We start from the raw sequence: 15,948 nt of genomic DNA on the forward strand, positions 1-15,948 counted from the left end.
TGAGCCTATTGCGGCGGCGCGCCCAGCCCGCGGAGCAACGCGGCCGGGACGATCAGGTCGGCGCGTTCCCGGGTGGCCAGGATGACCTGGGCGTTGAGCTCGTCGGTGCCGGTCGCCCACTCGACCGCGTCCGCCTCGTCCTTGCCGAAGCGCCGGTGCCGGTCGATCAGCCGCCGGATCCGCTCCTCCTGGTCCAGGTCGGCGTACCAGACCTCGCTCAGCAGCGGCTGCACGCCCGCCCACGGTCCGTCGCCCACCATCAGGTAGTTGCCCTCGGAGACGATCAGCCGCGCGCTGCGGAACACCGGGATGGCGCCGGCGATCGGCTGCTCGATGGTCCGCTCGAAGCCCGGCGCGTAGATCACGTCGTCCTCGTCGGCGTGCAGCCGCCTCAGCAGGGCGGCGTACCCGAGGGCGTCGAAGGTGTCCGGCGCGCCCTTGGCGTTGCGCCGCCCGAGGCGTTCCAGCTCGACGTCGGCGAGATGAAAACCATCCATGGGTACGTGCGCGACCCGGTCCGAGTCGATCGCCTTCACCAGCTCCTCGGCCAGCGTCGTCTTGCCCGCGGCCGGGGCGCCGGCGATGCCCAGCACCGCCCGGCGCCCATCCTCGACCAGCGCTGTCGCCCGCCGGACCAGGTCGTCAAAGGTCATGCACGGAACCTACATGCGGACGGTCTCGTTCTCGCCGGCGTCCGGCTGCCTGCCGGTGGCGGCGGCCTTGGCGTACCCGATCAGGGTGAGCACGGTGCTGCTGTGCGCGGCGTCCCAGTACTCGGCGGTCTCGGCGTGCACCTTGACCAGCGTCAGTCCCGGGGTCTCCAGACCCTCCGGGAACCACGCCTTGAGCGCCGGGCTCCACAGATCCTTGGCCTTGGCCGGCGCGTCGGTCCGCACGGCCTCGCCGGAGATGGAGATCCACGACTTGTGCCTGGTGTCGCTGAACGCGACGTTCACCTGCGGGTGCCGGCCGATCTGCGCCACGAGATCCGAGTCGCCGTACGCGAAGAACCACAGATCGCCGTCGAACTCGACATCCTGCACGGCCATCGGGCGGCTCACGTGCCGCCCGTCGTCCGTCATCGTCGTGATCATGCAGATCCGAGCGTCCTTGACCAGCTCCTTGACGGTCTCCCGCTTCTCCTGCTCGGTCTTCTCAGCCACCGGGTGCTCCTCACGTTCGGCGAATGTCCACCCTTGGGCTTCCCGCACACCGATGCCCTAACCGTCGGGTGTCAGCCGTCGGGGCAGCAACCGTCATGCGGGCCGCGCGGTTAGCCATCGTGTCTCGTAACCCAGGATCCCGCCCTCAGCGCCCGGCCTTGCCGGCCAGACAGCGGAGCAAGCCCCCTTCGGCGCGGACGCCGGAACCTCCCGCCGTATCGACCGGGGCGGTCACGCCGCCGGCCGGGGAACGGGCCCGGCGGACGCCGATCGACCTGGGGCAGGCCACCGCCGTGGGCTCCGTCCTGCTCGCGGTGCTCTTCCTGGTGAAGGTCTTCGCGGTGGCGAAGTACTCGCTGACCACGACGACCGGGCTGATCGCGGCCGCGCCGTTGCAGGTGCTGCTGGGGACGATCGCCATGTACGCCTATCCGGTGATGCCCGCGCTCGCGCTGGGTGTCGGGTGGCTCGGCGTGTCCTGGTGGCGCGACCCGGATCGGTCTCGCTTCCCGGTGGCGACCTGGCCGATCGTGGTCGCGATCGTCGCGGTGACGGCGTTGCTGTCACCGACCGAATTCTTCGTGACCGGCGTGACGCTCGTCGCCGTCTGTGTCCGGCTGGAACTGGGCTTGCGCCCGTCGCGCCGGCACACGGTGAAGGCCCGGTGGCTCCTGCTGGCGTTCGCCGCCGGCGGCTTGGTCTATCTGCGCCTGCCGGTGCCGAGGGACCTGTGGGAGCCGTGCCTGGTCCTTGTGGTGGCCACCGTCGCGGCCGACGCGGCCGTCAACGCCCTGGTGAGGGCACGGAAGCTGGCCCGGTTCGCGGGCCGTGCCCGATGGCTGCGCGGCCGCACGTTCCTGGTGCTGGGCACCGTCGCGGCGACGGCGTACCTGGTGCACACCATCGAGGTGCCGTGGATGCCGGCCCAGATCTACGCGGTGTCGTATCCGGCGGAGATCTCCACCCAGGACAAGACGATCGAGCCGCGGCTGCTGTCCGTGGTGCGGGTCGGGGTGCTCGAGGGATACCTGCTCGCCAAGGACGAGAACGAGCTGACGGTCCTGGAGGCCGATACCCGCCGCATCGTGCGGTTGCCCTACGACAGCGTCGTCACGCAACCTGCCTGCCATCGCGACCGCGATCAACTTCCCGGCAAGGCGCCGATCCTGATGACGCTGCGCGGCATCACCTACAACTCACACAACATCACCTGCGAGACGCTGCGGGAATCACTGCTGCCACCGCGCGGGCTGACCTACCGGCCGGCCGGGGGGATGCTCGTCGCCGCCGGGTGGGACTGCGCGTTCGGCTTGTGGGACCGGGCCGGGCAGCCGCTGGGAACCGTGCCCGCGCCTCAGGTGACCGAGCGGGTGGAGACCAGCGCGGAAACCGGTCAGGTCCCGTGCCCGGTGGCGTTCGCCCCGGACGGCAAGCGGTTGGCGATCGCCGGCGTGGACGGCGCGGTCCGGCTGTGGGACACGGCACCGGGGCGTGAGCGGTTCACCGCACCGATGCTGACCCTGCCCGCCACCAGGAACGTGACCGGCCGCTCCGCCGCGGTCAGCGCGCTGGCGTTCAGCCGGGACAGCACCACCCTCGCGGTCGCCGCCGGTGACACGGTGAAGATCCACATGCGGGGCGCCAAGACCTTCAAGGCTTCCGGCACGTTCACCCCGGCCCCCGGCCGGCGGGTCAACGCCCTCGCCTTCGCCGAGCGGAAGGGGAAGCCGAGGCTGGCGGCCGGCGGGGCCGGTGGCTGGGTGACGGTCTGGGATCCGCACCACCCGGGGCGGCCGCGGCTGGGGCCGTGGCGGGCCAACGACGACGAGGTCCTCGCGCTCGCCGTCGCACCCGACGGCACGACCCTCGCCGCCGCCGGCGGGCGCCGGAACGTCGCCCGCGAGCGGTATCACGAGCCGTACAAGGCCGACGCGCGCATCTGGTTGAGCGACATCACCGGGCAGCGCCGGCGGTGGTTGCCGGCATCGGAGAACAACGACGGCAAGGGGCATGGCGGTGCCGTCAACACCCTCGCGTTCAGCCCCGACGGCCGGTGGCTCGCCAGCGGCAGCAGCGACGCCACGGTGCGGCTGTGGAGCAGGACCGGCTCGCACGAGGGCAAGACGTTGCAGGGCCACACCGGCGCGGTCAACGCCCTCGCCTTCGTCCACGACGGCACCACCCTCGCCAGCACCGGCACGGACCAGACCGTCCGGCGGTGGCGCATGGACCGGCCGGCCACCGGCACACCCACGACGATCGACGTGCTGAGCGTGCCCGGCCCGCAGCCGCCGGGACCACGCGGCCGTGGCGGCGAGACATCGTCGGGGCCCTGACGGCCGTGTATCGCGGGCGTAGGCGGAGATGCTTACGCCCGCGATACGAATCACCGTCTGTAATGGGGGCATGAACCGGAAGATCGTGCTCCTCGGCCTGGCGATTCTCGGCCTGGCCGGTGGGGCGTACGTCGTGCGGAGGCCGCTGTTGATGGCCGGGCCGGCGTGCCTGGACGGGCTGTGGGACGGCTGCCTCAGCACCGACAACGGTGTGGTGCTCATGACGCTGGCCGGGGTGCCGCTCGCCCTGCTGCTGGCGGGGGCTCTGGCGTGGCTGCGGAGGACCCGCGGCGGCTCGGCGTGGCGGTTTTCGCTGGCCGAGGTGGGGATGATCTACGGGACGCTGCCGTTCGTGTGGCTGACCGTGATGCCCGGGCCGGGCGCCGGCGTCGTACCCGGCCGGGTGAGCCTGATCCCGCTGCGGGACCTGATCACGATGGGGCCGCTGGGAATCGGCGGCAACCTGCTGGTCCTCGCGGCGCTGGGGTTCTTCGCGCCGATGCGGTTCGCCGCGCTGGCCTCCGTGCCGCGGATCCTGGCGCTCGGGGCGGTCTGCTCGGTCCTGATCGAGACCGCGCAGTACGTCTTCCAGCTGGACCGGGTGTCGTCGGTGGACGACGTCCTGGTCAACGCGACCGGCGCGGCCCTGGCCGCGCTGCTGTCGCGCCGCTGGTGGCGCACCGCGGCCGAGGCGCAGGTGGACCGGGCTCAACCCGCGCACGCGCCGGCGAGCTGAGCCCAGCGCCGGTGGACCGGGCTCAGTCGGCGCCGGTGGGTTGAGCCCAGCGCCGCTGGATCAGATGCACAGGCGCAGTGCCGCGACGCCGGCGGGGGAGAGCGGGCGGGCGGTCGCCCGGAGGAGATCGCCGTGGACGCAGGCCGGGATCTGCTCGCCCAGGGTGCGGAGCGCGGGATAGAGGTCGAGGACCTCGCGGTGACTCAGGGCGCCCACGCCGATCAGCAGGCCGTTGACCGAGCTCGGGTTGCGGGCGAGCTCCGCGCAGACCTCGTTGCGCCAGGTCGGGTCGTCGATGTGGGTGGCGAACTCGCGGGCTATCCGGTTGCTCGCCGTGAACGCGAACTCCGCCGCCGCGTGCCGGCCGGACCGGGCCAGCACGGGCGCCAGGCGTACCGCTATCCCCAGTCGTAACGCCAGCTCCGGCACGGTCAGCACCTCGAGGCCGAAGCCGCACGTGTCGCAGAGGCGCTGGAAGGTCCGGGCGTGCACCACGGTCGCGGGCCGGGGGCAGTCGCCCATCGGGCCGCAGACGGTGTCCATGATGATCTCGGCGAGGGTGCCCTCGTCGTCGAAGCGGCCGACGCCGAAGAAGCTGGCGGGCGTGGCGCGATAGCGGGCGAGGGCGGCGCGTTCGGAGGCGTAGCCGTCCGGGTCGACGCCGATGCGAGGGACACCGAGGTGAGTGTTCAGCTGAATGAGCCGGAACATTGGCCGCTCCCGTGGGTAGTGCTGCGGGTCTCTACCTCGGGGTACGGGCGGCGCGCGGTAGCGGTTCAGTCCTTACTTTGGGTAACCGAAAAACTGCGTTTCACGCGGTGGCCCGTCATCCGGAAGCAGTCGAAGGTTACGGCGTGTAGTGCGTAGACGCCAGACGTCAGGAGTGCCAGCATCAGCGTGAGAATCGCTGTGAGTGAGCCGTCGAGGACTCGCCAGGCCACCGGCATCGCGGTGACGCCCAGGATCACCGCCGCCTCGAGGGCCGACTCGGCCAGGCGCAGCGGGTCGATCGCACGATTTCCGGTCATGGTGAAGCACCCTGCCGGTCGAGGCGCCCCCCGCGCTTCTGCCGGTGGGCCGATCCACGCCTATGACTTTCGGCCGAGTCGGCGGGTCGGCCGATGGGTCCGAGCTTGATCGTCCGTTGGTGCGACGCTCGCCCGGAATCGCCCGGATAGCTACTGACCTGGGGCGGGACCGTCTAGCCTTTGCCGGGCGAAACGCGGGGGAAACCTCGAAACTCGGCTGGGCGCCGTCCGATAGGGGTGTGGTCCGGTAGCGAACGAGGAAGGAATGCGGTGACCGACATGGCCACGCCGACCCGGGAGACCCTGCCGGCGCTCATGTACCACTCGGTGTCCGCCGTCGGCGGGCCGCTGAGCGAGCTCGCCGTGCCGCCGCGTCGCCTCACCGAGCAGCTGAGCGCGCTGACCGCCGCGGGCTACCGCCTGGTCGGGCTGGCCGAGGCGCTGGACCTGCTCAGCGCCGGAACCACCGACAAGCTGATCGCGGTCACCTTCGACGACGGCTACCGCGACTTCCTCACCGCCGGCCTGCCGGTGCTCGCCGAGACCGGCGCCCGCGCCACCCTGTACGCCTCCGTCGGCCACCTGGGCGACCGGGCCGGCTGGCTGGGCCGCTGGGCGCCCGACTTCGGCCGGCTGCTGACCTGGGACGAGCTGGGCGAGGTCGCCGCCGCGGGCGTCGAGATCGGCAACCACAGCCTGATCCACCACCCGCTGGACGTGCTGCCCCCGGACCAGCTGAAGGACGAGATCGTCCGCAGCCACGAGGAGCTGGAGCAGCGGCTGCAGCTCAAGATGCGCGGGTTCGCCTACCCGCACGGCTACAACGGGCGGCGGGTGCGTGAGCTGGTCCGGGAGACCGGCTACGACCACGCCACCGAGGTCGGGCGGCGGCTGCACCGGCCGGGCGAGCACCGGTTCGCCGTGCCGCGGCTGCAGCCGACCCCGGCGCACAGCGGCGCGGACCTGGTGGCGCTGGTCCGCGACGGCGGCCCGCAGCTGGTGCCGCAGGTGAAGCGGCTGGCCCAGCCGGCCTGGCGGATGACGCGCAAGATGGCCCTGCGTGCCGGACGGAACCTCACGTGAACGCGGGCATCCACCGGGCGCCGGGCCGCTTCGGCCGTCGGCAGGCGGTCGCCGGGCTGGCCGCGCTGGCCGTCGCCCCCGTCGCGGCGCTGGCCGTGGGCCAGGTGCGGTCCAGGTCGGCACCGGCCGAGGCGACGACCGGGCCGGTGCACACGCCGTCGGCCTCCGCGTCCGCGCCGGGCAAGGCCACCAAGCCCGCCGGACCCGCGATCGTGACGAAGGGCGGGGGCACGGTGCCGTTCCGCCCCGGCAAGGCGATGCTGGGCGCGTACCTGGATCTGGAAGGTCTGTCCGAGACCCAGGCGATCAAGCTGCGCCGGCAGCAGACCGGCCGCGACCCGCGGATCCTGCACTACTTCTACGCGTGGCAGGACACCCTGCCCCGATCGATCCCGTGGCTGCCGGACGACACGTACCCGATGATCTCCTGGCGCGGCACCGACCACGCCTCGATCCTCTCGGGGAAGTTCGACGACCTGATCGAGCGCAACGCCCGGCAGTTGAAGCGGCTCGGCCGGCCGGTGCTGCTGCGCTGGGGCTGGGAGATGAACGGCGACTGGTACGCCTGGAGCGCCGCGAAGAACGGCAACAACGCGGCCGGGTACGTGGCGGCGTGGAAGCGCATCCGGGAGAAGTTCGCCGACGCGAAGGCGGACAACGTCTCCTGGGTGTGGAGTCCGAACTGGAACGACGAGCCGGTGGCGGCCTGGAACACCAAGGCGAAGTACTACCCGGGCGACGACATGGTCGACTGGGTCGGGGTGTCCGGCTACAACCTGCACCGCGAGCTGCCCGGCACCCTCTTCCAGCCGATCTATGACCTCTACAGCGCGCGGAAGCCGCTGATGATCACCGAGACCGGCTCGGTGGACCGCGGCGGCCGCACCAAGGCCGACTGGACGACCGCCCTGGCCACCTGGGTCGAGCAGCACCCGGCCTTCGGCGCGGTGGTCTGGTTCGACACCGACACGCACTACAACTACCACGAGAAGTGGCGCGTCGACACGGACCCGCGGTCCCTCGCGGCGTACGTCGCCATGGCCAAGGACCCGCACTTCGCGGCTTGATCAGGCCGCCTGGTCAGATCGTGAAGCCGCCGTCGACGTTGACGGTCGCGCCGGTGACGTAGCGCCCGTCCGGCCCGGCGAGGAACGCCACCGCGGCGGCCACGTCGTCCGGTTCCGCGAAGTGGCCGAGGGCGGTCAACCCGTTGATCGTGTCGGCGTTCGGGCCGTCGGCGGGATTCAACTCGGTGTCGGTGGGTCCGGGGTTCACCAGGTTCACGGTGATCGCCCGCGGCCCGAGCTCGCGTCCCAGCGCCTTGGTCAGCCCGATCAGGGCGGTCTTGCTCATCGAGTACAGCGTGAAGCCCGGGAAGACGGCCCGCTCGGCCATGTTGCTGCCGATGGTGATGATCCGGCCACCGGCCGCCATGTGCCGCACCGCGGCCTGGGAGGCGACGAACGGCGCCCGGACGTTGACCGCTACGGTCTGCTCGAAGTCCGCCAGGCTCAGCTGCTCCAGCGGCCCGAGCAGGAACGCGCCGGCGTTGTTCACCAGGATGTCCAGCCGGCCCAGCTCGTGCGCGGCCCGGTCGACCGCGGCGACCACCGCCACCGGGTCGGCGCTGTCCGCCCGTACGGCGATCGCCCGGCGCCCGGTGGCCTCGATCCGGTCCACCACGTCCGCGGCGCGTTCCTGATTCTGCTGGTACGTCAGCACCACATCGGCGCCGTGCCGGGCCAGGCGCAGCGCCACGGCGGCGCCGATGCCGCGTCCGCCGCCGGTGACCAGAGCGACCTTGCCGTCAAGTTGCGTGTTCATGGACCGAGACTGGCCGACCACGGGCCGCACGTCTGGCGAGGATCGGACGCCGCGTTCGCGTAGGTTGCGGTGGTGAAGGACTTCACCGACGCGGATCTCAGCGGCGCCCGTTTCGTGCGGGCCGACCTGTCCGAGGCCGTCCTGCGCGGCGTCGACGTGAACGGCGCCGAGATCGAGGCGCCCTGGCTGTTCGACGGCACGCTCGTCGTCAACGGCGTCGACGTCGTCCCGCTGGTCGACGCCGAGCTCAACCGCCGCTTCCCCGGCCGTGCCGAGCGGCGTGCGGCGGATCCGGAGGGCCTGCGGGCGGCCTGGGCCGCGATCGAGCGCACCTGGGCGGCCACCGTGGAGCGTGTCCCGGCGGACCTGGTCGACGTCTCGGTGGCCGGCGAGTGGTCGTTCGCGCAGACGCTGCGCCACCTGGTCATGGCGACGGACACCTGGCTGCGCCGCGCGATCCTGGAGGTGGCCGAGCCGTTCCACCCCCTCGGTCAACCCAACATCGAGTACGAGACCGACGGCTACGACATGGCGGTCTTCCAGGCGGAGAAACCGGCGTACGCCGAGGTGCTCGAGGTCCGGGCGGGACACGTCGCGATGGTGCGCGACTTCCTGGCCACCGTCACCGTGGACGACCTGACGGTGGCGCGCCGCAACCCGTGGAACCCCCAGCACCCGGAGACGACGCTCTCGTGCCTGCACACCATCCTCGAGGAGGAGTGGGAGCACCACCGCTACGCCGTGCGGGACCTGGACGCGATCAACAGCTGACCCCCGCGTCGCGCGTCAGAAGGAGCCGCCCAGGCCCGGGCGGTCGGTGATGGGACCGGGCCTCCGCCACCCGAGGAAGACGTCGCGAAGGTCATTCTCATCGCACGTCAGGGCCACGAAGAGGCCGTTCCCCCAGGTCTCGAGTCCGGCGATGTCAAGACAGTCGTCGCCGAGCCGAATACCGACGTCCACGTCCGGCGGAAGTTCTGCGATCCTTTCCAGCAATTCATCACGCATCATCGGCTGTGTCCGCTCGACTCCGGACAGGTCAGCGTCACACCGCAGGCCGGGCACCACTGCTGCTTGATACGGAAGGCCAGCAGACCGGCCAGGAATCCGATGACCGATGCACCGGCCACTGCTCCAAAGAGCACGTCAGCCACGTCCTTTCCACGCGGAGGAATGATCGGCGACAGACCGCCGGGAGCGCGTCGGGCGCAATGCCACGATGTCCGAGCGGCGGCGACGCGGGAAGGTGCAGTTGCCGGTGGTTCTGTTCGGTGATTTGGCCGATTCGACGTGGCGTCAACGGACGAGGTCGGCGAAGGCGGTCCACCGGTCAGCCGTGTCTCCGGTGCGGACGGAATCGAGGCGTAGCCGGAACTCGTTGGCAATCCGGGGATCGGTGCCGAGCAGCGGTACGGCGGCGGCAATCATCTTCAGCTCTCGCGCCTGCCGCAGCAGAGGCCAGGCCGGGTCGTCCGTGACGTCGTAGCCGTACGCGGCGGCGAGTCTCCCGTGCGACCCCGTGCGGCCGAAACGGGCCTCGTTTGCCGGAGCCGGGACCAGGTCGACCTGCCAGGGGCCGAGACAGGTGGCATCGAAATCGCAGAGCAGCACGCGTCCGGACTTCCCGCGGAGCAGATTGCCCTCGTGCGCGTCTCCGTGCACCAGCCCGACGATCCCGCGTTCCGCGAACGCGCGCAGGCGAGGCTCAAGCTCCGCACACCAGAAGAGCAGGAAGTCACGGTCAGCCTCGTCGATCTCCTCAGCGTCGTCGAGGCGGGCTCGGACGTCCCCGATCGGATCCCACGCGGGTAGCGGTAGTCGGTCCACATCGATTTCATGGAACGTACGCAAGACCCGACCGAGATCCCCGGCGTCGGGGGGCGGGCCGTACGGAACCACGTACTCCCACACGGTGGCGAGCAGCTCTCGGTCGGCTATCGGCTGTGTGGTGGTGAGCCGGCTGAGGCGGATCGTCGGCGCGTTCGCCTGGTCGAACCAGGCACCGAGCATGGCAACCTTGCGCACCCTGGCGTGCAGCGTGGTCGTGCGCGTGATCCGCACGACCAGTTCCGCGGCCGGCAGGGCGAATACGGCGTTGTTGGCCAGGTGCAGCAGCTGCGCGCCGGTGACCTCGACGCCCAGCGCCGCGGCGATCCGGCCGAGGCTCTCCCACATCGCCGGCTCGGTGAACCGGCCTGTAGGAGCGGTCATACGGCGGAGGAAACTGGTCGCGGCAGGGCTCGCACGAACTCGGCCACCGCCGGCCGGTCGATGTGTTTGCCCGCGTCGCGCCGCAGATCGGCGATCCGTTCGATTTCGCCGCCTGGTCGGATGGCAGTGAACGCGTCACTGGATTGGTCCAGTGCCCTTCTCGCACGGTCGAAGTCGCCGATCGCAGCACGAGACGCGGCCTCGGCGCCTCTCAGAATCGTCGTCAGGCCTGGCGTCGCTCGATCGAGCTGTTGAGTTGCGAGGCGAAGGACCCCCAACGCCACGTCGGCCCGGCGACGTCGCCGGGTTCGGTCGCGAGTTCGGAAAGCAGATCGCCGGGAGCGTGCCACGGCGGTTCAGAGACGGGCGAAGCCGGTGTGCCGCCCCGTCGCTGATCTCGGGAGTGAGGTCCCCGAGGGGTGCAGAAAAGGCCAAGCTCGGCGTCCGTGACCACACCGAGGACCGCGCGCAGAGCCTCACGCCTGCGCTGACGAGGCCAGCGGTATCGACCCTGCTCCAAGTGGCCGATCCAGGTCGCGTCGACCCGATCGGTCTCATCCCACGTGTTCCAGATGTAGGCGCTGACCGCGTCGGCGAGTTCCTGCCGGGAGAGGCCGAGACCCGATCCCGATGGGGACCGTAGCCGCGCACGTGCCTGGGCCAGCAGTGAGTTCGGATCGTCGCCCACAGCCGCGTCCCTTCGCCGTCCTGACTCGGGTGTCACGGCGCCGCTGCGTACCGATGTCGATACGGCGCGGCGTCACGAACACCTTAACGTCGCGCCGCCCGGCCCAAGAGCCGGACGGCGTGACGACGGAGATCAGGCGCGCTCGGCGGCTGCGACCGCGTTGCGGAAGAGCATCGCGACCGTGGTGGGGCCGACGCCGCCGACGCGCGGGGTGATCGCGCCGGCCACCTCGGCGACCGACTCGTCGACGTCCGGCAGCAGGCGGCGGCCCTCGTAGCGGACGCCCGCGCCGATCACGGTCGCGCCCGGGCGGACGTGCTCGGGCTGGATGATGCCGGGGACGCCGGCGGCCGCGACGAGGACGTCGGCCCGGCGGGTGTAGCGGGACCAGTCCGGCACGCCGGTGTGCACCACGGTGACGGCGGCGTTGGCGGTCGGCCGTTTCTGCGCGAGCAGCATGGCCAGCGGGCGGCCGATGGTCGCGCCCCGGCCGAGGATCACCACCTCGTGCCCGGCGACCGGGATCTCGTAGTGGGCGAGCAGCGCCTCGATGCCGGCGGGCGTGCACGGGATCGGGCCGGGCAGGCCGCTGGACAACCGGCCCAGGTTGAGCGGGTGCATGCCGTCGACGTCCATGTCCGGGTCGACGGTCGCCAGGGCCGCGTCGTAGTCCAGGTGCCCGGGGATCGGGTACTGGATGAGCAGCCCGTGTACCGCCGGGTCGTCGTTGAACCGGGCGATCACGCGGTGCAGGTCGGTCTGCGTGGTGTCGGCCGGCAGGTGCTCGTGCGGCGACACGAAGCCCAGCTCGGCGGCCTGCTTCTGCTTGATCCGGATGTACCCGGCGCTGGCCGGGTCGTCGCCGACCAGGATGGTGGCCAGGGCCGGTTCGACGCCCCGCTCCCGGAGGGCCGCGGCGCGGCGGGCCACGTCGGCGAGCACGGCCTCGGCGACGGGTGCGCCGGGCAGCAGCCTTGCTTGGTCAGTCATGCGAAGTCTCCCAACACTTCAGCCGTGGGCACCCAGGCGGACGGCGCCCACGACCGCGCTCCCCGATGGTGGTCGCCATCCTCGGTGCCGCCAGTCGCGTGAAGGAGACCAACCTACCCCGCGCCCCGGCGGCGGCTACTGGGCGGCCGCGACGATCACGGTGCGGTACGCCGCCGTGTCCCCCGCGCGATACAACCCGATCGTCATCCGGGTCGCCGAGGGCAGCCGGATCGTCGCGCCCCACACGCCGTCGCCGCCCGGGATGGTCCGCTCGACGGTCCGGTTCCCGGTCGGGTCGGTCGCCACCACCGTGTACGGCCCGTCCGCCTCGACCAGCCCCGACGCGCGGATGCTCACGTCCCAGCCGCCGTCCGTGCCCACCGGCCCCGGCAGGTCGGAGTAGAGCGTGGTGACGGTGACCCGGTAGCTGTCCTGCGAGTTCGCGTACGACAGCCAGCCCGCGCCGCCGAGCACGGCCAGCACCAGGAGCATCGGCAGCAGCTGCCGGACGACCATGCGCCGGTCGGCCTTCTGTTCCGCCGATCGGGGTGCGAACGGGCCGGGCCGCCGCGCAGCCGGGTCGGGGGCCGGGGCGTCGTCCCGGAAGATCGGGATGACCTGGGTCTCGGGGCCTTCTTCCTCGTCCTCCTCCTCGCCCTGCCAGACCCGCTCGGGCACCGCCTTGAGGGCGAGCACCGCGAGCGTGATCCCGGCCGTGCCGAGCGCCCACGAGATCCGGTCCAGCCGGAATCCGGCCACGTAGAGGCCCAGGCCGGCGACGATCATCGTGGCCAGGCTGAGCGCCGGGGTGAGGACGGTCCGCTCTACCGCGCTCAGCGTGCGGTACCGGAAGATCAGCGCGTTCAGGGCCAGGCCGGGCAGGAGCAGGCCGAGCGCCAGCCCGCCGGGGATGGCCAGGCCGCGCGGTCCGGCCAGCACCGCCGCCGCGGCCGCGATGGTGCACGCCGCGGTCAGCACCGGCGACGAGAGAAGCGCCGGGACGGCCCGGATGCGGATCATGGTGCTGTTCACTACTGCACCCCCATGCGATAGATCCGGACCGTGCCGTTGTCGTACAGCCGGTCCACGTCGACCAGCGAGTCGAACTTGGTGATCTGGCGCGTGGTGAGCGGCTCGGTGATCAGGCCGGCCCGCGGGTCGTTCTCGAAGTACGCCTCGCTCTGCGGCAGCTGGGTGCTCAACCGGCGGTCCACCACCAGGTAGTTGACGCGGACCTGGTTGACCAGTTCGTCCTCGGCCAGGCCCCACTCGTCGGCGTAGTACAGCGGGCCGACCTCGCGGACCGGGTCCTGCCGGCCGTACGTGGAGGCCAGCGACACCGACGTGACGTCGCCGCCCACCCGGTTGCCCGGGCCGAGCACCTGGAGCTCCCACTCGGCGGCGTCCACCCCGTACGCGTCCACCGACCGCTCGAATCCGCCGGCCAGGTACGGGCCCGGCAGCAGCGACCCCAGCGGCGGCCAGCCACCCGCCCGCGCGCCGATCATCAGCAGCGTGACCAGCGCCGAACCGGCCAGCACCCGGATCACCAGGTGGCGCCCGGTCGGCGGCGGCGTGGCCAGGGCCGGCGCCACCCAGTGCCGGCGCCCGGCGGTGTCCCGGGACGGCAGGATCTGCACCGCCCGGACCAGCGCGATCGCCGCGATGATCGAGATCGGCACGTAGGTGAACGTGGACAGCCGCCCGGCGATCTCCGGGCCGTTCTGGCCGAGGAACCGCACCGCGTTGCCGCCGAAGAACACCACGCCGCCGATCAGGGCGGCCCACCGCCAGCTGTCCCGGTCGTGCCGGGTGATCATGTCCCGGCCCACCGCGATGAACAGCACCAGCAGCCCGAGCAGGCCGGAGCCCTGCAGGATCAGCTGGTAGAGCGGGGCGGCCGGCGCCGCGGTGGAGGCGTCGCTGGTTCCGGCGATCATCGTGTTGACCGTGGCCGCGACCTGTTGGACGGGCTCCTCGAGGTAGCCGATCACGTCCCGGGCAACCAGCAGGATCCAGGCCGCCACCACGCCCAGCGCGATCAGCGGCATGGCCAGCGCCGACCAGCGTCGCGGCTTCTCGGTGAACATCTCGGTGACGCCGAGCAGCAGCAGCGTGGCGATCAGCGCGAACGCGGTCACGTGGTGGCTGACCGTGGTCATCACCATCGAGCCGATCGCGATCACCTGGAACGGCTTGCCGCCCTCGGCACGCCACCGCCGGGTCGCCCAGATCGTCAGCATGAAGAACGGCAGCGCGGCGGTCTGGTAGAGGAACATCGAGCTGAAGAACAGATAGTGCAGGGCCGTCGCGTACGTCGCGCAGGCCACGCCGGCGACCGCGGGGGAGTTGCTGGCCCGCAGCACGCAGACGAACAGCACGCCGACGAAGACCAGGTGCGCCACCCCGGCGACGATGATGCCGGCGCCGCTGACCGGCAGCCCGGTCATCGAGGCCATCGCGGCGCCCATCTCGGCCAGGCCGGGGAAATGCACCGCCGGCGGCAGGGCCGGGTTGGGCTGGAACAGCTTCCCGGTCTCCATGATCGTCGTGGTGGCCAGCCAGTGCTGCAGTTCGTCGGGGAACCGGAACTGGTCCGGGCTGTACATCCACTTGAGCAGGTACTGGTGGATCGCCAGACCCATGACCAGCAGGAACGATTCGGCTACCCCGGCCATGCGCCGGCTGAGCAGGCGCAGCACGACCGGCGTGAAGACGACCACCTGGCCGATCCAGTAGGCGACCGGCGCGCTCTCGGCGCCCGACCGGCCACCGGTGTAGGAGAGCGCCACGAACAGGACGCCGAGGCTGGACAGCAGCAGCACCCAGGGCGCGCGGCCCAGGTCGTAGGGGCCGCCGCGGGGCGCCTTGCGGCGCTCGGTCGTGGGTTGCTCGACGCGGGCCGCCACCGGGATCTTCTGCGTACGCTCGCCGCGCCCCGGAACGATCAGGATGCGGCGGGTCTGCTCCGCCCCGGGGATGATCCGCCTGGTGTCCTCACCCGGGATGATCGTGATGGTCTCCTCGCCGGAAATGACGGGGATGACCTGGGTCGGGTGGTCGTCGACGCGAGCCTCAACCTCATGCTGAGGTTCACTCTCATCCTCTACCTCAGGTTGAGAGTCGTCGGTTTCCTCCCGTTCTACGACCGCCGTTTCGTCGGTGATCACCGCTTCCGGGACGATCTCGGCGTCTTCCTCGGCGGAGTCCGGCTCGGCCGGTGCTGTGGCTTCCGCGGCATTCGCCTCTTCCGCCGGTTCCCCGGCGTCTTCCGCGGGCGCGTCCTCCGTCGTCTCTTCGACGGTCTCGACGGCGGCCTCGGGCTCCTCGACGACCTCGGGCCCGGCCTCCGGCTCGGCCTCCGGCTCGGCCTCCGGCTCGGCCTCCGGCGTCTCTTCCTCGACCGGCGGTGCTTCGACTTCCTCGACCGGCGGCGCCATCGCGGCGGCCTCCGCTTCGGCGGAGATCGGCTTGGCCGGCACGCCCTCGGTGGTCTGGACGTCGACAGCCGCCGAAGCCGAAGCCGTGGCCGCGCGGACCCGGGCGCTGCCGCGTGCCTTCTCGGGGCGGTGCGGCGTGCGGCCGTTCGGCACCTGGGCGGTGCCCCGGGCGCGGTCCTGGGCGGTCAGGTCCTGGGCGGTCGGGTCCGGGGCTTCCTCGGTCGCGGTCCGGTCAGCGGATCGCTGCTCAGACATCTCGGTGGCCTCCGCGGCGTCGGGGGACTCGGCGCCCTGGATCGACGTCACCGGAGCCGGCGGCCACCGCAGGGGCGGCGTACGCGGCTCGGGCGGGTCGTCCTTCGGCATCTAGGTCCCCGGCGGGCATCTGGTCTCGTGACATCTGTGGTCCCTGATCCGAGAATGCCTCGTACCAGGGCCACTTATCCGGT

At 71.7% G+C, this 15,948-nt stretch carries 16 protein-coding genes and 1 riboswitch; of the genes, 5 read left to right on the top strand and 11 right to left on the bottom strand.

Going from position 1 to position 15,948, the window contains the following annotated elements:
* Positions 1-5: 5 nt before the first annotated feature.
* Together QSK31_RS11255 and QSK31_RS11260 are read right to left on the bottom strand one after the other, a co-directional pair.
* Complete coding sequence (locus tag QSK31_RS11255; RefSeq protein WP_285683392.1) at positions 6-653, bottom strand: nucleoside/nucleotide kinase family protein; 648 nt, start codon at positions 651-653, stop codon at positions 6-8.
* Positions 654-662: 9 nt separating this feature from the next.
* The gene (locus QSK31_RS11260) at positions 663-1,163 is read right to left on the bottom strand and encodes a pyridoxamine 5'-phosphate oxidase family protein (RefSeq protein ID WP_285683394.1); all 501 of its coding nucleotides are present in this window, start codon (positions 1,161-1,163) and stop codon (positions 663-665) included.
* 158 nt (positions 1,164-1,321) lie between these two features.
* Here QSK31_RS11260 and QSK31_RS11265 point away from each other — a divergent pair, with 158 nt between their 5' ends.
* Positions 1,322-3,499, top strand: coding sequence for a WD40 repeat domain-containing protein (locus tag QSK31_RS11265; RefSeq protein WP_285683396.1), 2,178 nt, complete (start codon positions 1,322-1,324; stop codon positions 3,497-3,499).
* Positions 3,500-3,569: 70 nt separating this feature from the next.
* The gene (locus QSK31_RS11270) at positions 3,570-4,235 is read left to right on the top strand and encodes a VanZ family protein (protein ID WP_285683397.1); all 666 of its coding nucleotides are present in this window, start codon (positions 3,570-3,572) and stop codon (positions 4,233-4,235) included.
* Positions 4,236-4,295: 60 nt separating this feature from the next.
* Here QSK31_RS11270 and QSK31_RS11275 read toward each other — a convergent pair whose 3' ends face one another.
* Complete coding sequence (locus QSK31_RS11275) at positions 4,296-4,946, bottom strand: hypothetical protein (protein WP_285683399.1); 651 nt, start codon at positions 4,944-4,946, stop codon at positions 4,296-4,298.
* Between the two features lie 65 nt (positions 4,947-5,011).
* Positions 5,012-5,263: a hypothetical protein gene (locus QSK31_RS11280; protein ID WP_285683400.1), complete on the bottom strand. Its 252-nt coding sequence runs from the start codon at positions 5,261-5,263 to the stop codon at positions 5,012-5,014.
* A gap of 279 nt (positions 5,264-5,542) precedes the next feature.
* Between QSK31_RS11280 and QSK31_RS11285 the strand changes: the two genes are divergently transcribed.
* Both QSK31_RS11285 and QSK31_RS11290 read left to right on the top strand, forming a co-directional pair.
* Positions 5,543-6,346: a polysaccharide deacetylase family protein gene (locus tag QSK31_RS11285; RefSeq protein WP_285683899.1), complete on the top strand. Its 804-nt coding sequence runs from the start codon at positions 5,543-5,545 to the stop codon at positions 6,344-6,346.
* Positions 6,343-7,413: a glycoside hydrolase family 26 protein gene (locus QSK31_RS11290; RefSeq protein WP_285683401.1), complete on the top strand. Its 1,071-nt coding sequence runs from the start codon at positions 6,343-6,345 to the stop codon at positions 7,411-7,413. The genes QSK31_RS11285 and QSK31_RS11290 overlap by 4 nt, the downstream gene beginning before the upstream one ends.
* A gap of 13 nt (positions 7,414-7,426) precedes the next feature.
* Here the strand turns inward: QSK31_RS11290 and QSK31_RS11295 are convergent, their stop codons facing one another.
* Positions 7,427-8,170 (bottom strand): SDR family NAD(P)-dependent oxidoreductase, encoded by a 744-nt coding sequence (locus tag QSK31_RS11295; RefSeq protein ID WP_285683402.1) that lies wholly within the window; start codon positions 8,168-8,170, stop codon positions 7,427-7,429.
* Positions 8,171-8,242: 72 nt separating this feature from the next.
* On the opposite strand from QSK31_RS11295, the gene QSK31_RS11300 reads away from it, so the two are divergent.
* Complete coding sequence (locus tag QSK31_RS11300; protein WP_285683403.1) at positions 8,243-8,941, top strand: DinB family protein; 699 nt, start codon at positions 8,243-8,245, stop codon at positions 8,939-8,941.
* Positions 8,942-8,956: 15 nt separating this feature from the next.
* On the opposite strand, the gene QSK31_RS11305 is transcribed toward QSK31_RS11300, so the two are convergent.
* The 6 genes from QSK31_RS11305 to QSK31_RS11330 form a co-directional block, all read right to left on the bottom strand.
* Positions 8,957-9,235 carry a hypothetical protein gene (locus tag QSK31_RS11305; RefSeq protein ID WP_285683405.1) on the bottom strand — a complete coding sequence of 93 codons (279 nt, stop codon included), beginning with the start codon at positions 9,233-9,235 and terminating at the stop codon, positions 8,957-8,959.
* A 231-nt stretch (positions 9,236-9,466) separates the two neighbouring features.
* Entirely contained in the window at positions 9,467-10,381 is a 915-nt protein-coding gene (locus QSK31_RS11310) for an aminoglycoside phosphotransferase family protein (RefSeq protein ID WP_285683406.1), read from the bottom strand.
* A 223-nt stretch (positions 10,382-10,604) separates the two neighbouring features.
* Positions 10,605-11,069, bottom strand: coding sequence for a hypothetical protein (locus tag QSK31_RS11315; RefSeq protein ID WP_285683407.1), 465 nt, complete (start codon positions 11,067-11,069; stop codon positions 10,605-10,607).
* A gap of 132 nt (positions 11,070-11,201) precedes the next feature.
* A complete protein-coding gene (locus tag QSK31_RS11320; RefSeq protein WP_285683408.1) occupies positions 11,202-12,059 on the bottom strand; it encodes a bifunctional 5,10-methylenetetrahydrofolate dehydrogenase/5,10-methenyltetrahydrofolate cyclohydrolase in 858 nt (285 codons plus the stop codon).
* A gap of 23 nt (positions 12,060-12,082) precedes the next feature.
* Positions 12,083-12,167, bottom strand: a riboswitch (ZMP/ZTP riboswitch).
* Positions 12,168-12,194: 27 nt separating this feature from the next.
* Positions 12,195-13,091, bottom strand: a complete 897-nt coding sequence (locus tag QSK31_RS11325) for a DUF1616 domain-containing protein (protein WP_285683409.1) — start codon at positions 13,089-13,091, stop codon at positions 12,195-12,197.
* On the bottom strand, positions 13,091-15,865 hold the full coding sequence (locus QSK31_RS11330; RefSeq protein ID WP_285683410.1) for a putative glycosyltransferase family protein: 2,775 nt from the start codon (positions 15,863-15,865) through the stop codon (positions 13,091-13,093). Before QSK31_RS11330 ends, QSK31_RS11325 begins: the two co-directional genes overlap by 1 nt.
* Between the last annotated feature and the right edge of the window lie 83 nt (positions 15,866-15,948).

This window comes from Actinoplanes sp. NBRC 103695, assembly GCF_030269485.1.
Classification (GTDB): domain Bacteria; phylum Actinomycetota; class Actinomycetes; order Mycobacteriales; family Micromonosporaceae; genus Actinoplanes.

What these genes read in the sequence shown, in the direction of transcription:
- QSK31_RS11270 (WP_285683397.1), top strand. Translation starts at nt 3,570, where the DNA reads ATGAACCGGAAGATCGTGCTCCTCGGCCTGGCGATTCTCGGCCTGGCC.
- QSK31_RS11330 (WP_285683410.1), bottom strand. Translation starts at nt 15,865, where the DNA reads ATGCCGAAGGACGACCCGCCCGAGCCGCGTACGCCGCCCCTGCGGTGG.
- QSK31_RS11280 (WP_285683400.1), bottom strand. Translation starts at nt 5,263, where the DNA reads ATGACCGGAAATCGTGCGATCGACCCGCTGCGCCTGGCCGAGTCGGCC.
- QSK31_RS11295 (WP_285683402.1), bottom strand. Translation starts at nt 8,170, where the DNA reads ATGAACACGCAACTTGACGGCAAGGTCGCTCTGGTCACCGGCGGCGGA.
- QSK31_RS11310 (WP_285683406.1), bottom strand. Translation starts at nt 10,381, where the DNA reads ATGACCGCTCCTACAGGCCGGTTCACCGAGCCGGCGATGTGGGAGAGC.
- QSK31_RS11320 (WP_285683408.1), bottom strand. Translation starts at nt 12,059, where the DNA reads ATGACTGACCAAGCAAGGCTGCTGCCCGGCGCACCCGTCGCCGAGGCC.
- QSK31_RS11255 (WP_285683392.1), bottom strand. Translation starts at nt 653, where the DNA reads ATGACCTTTGACGACCTGGTCCGGCGGGCGACAGCGCTGGTCGAGGAT.
- QSK31_RS11285 (WP_285683899.1), top strand. Translation starts at nt 5,543, where the DNA reads ATGGCCACGCCGACCCGGGAGACCCTGCCGGCGCTCATGTACCACTCG.
- QSK31_RS11275 (WP_285683399.1), bottom strand. Translation starts at nt 4,946, where the DNA reads ATGTTCCGGCTCATTCAGCTGAACACTCACCTCGGTGTCCCTCGCATC.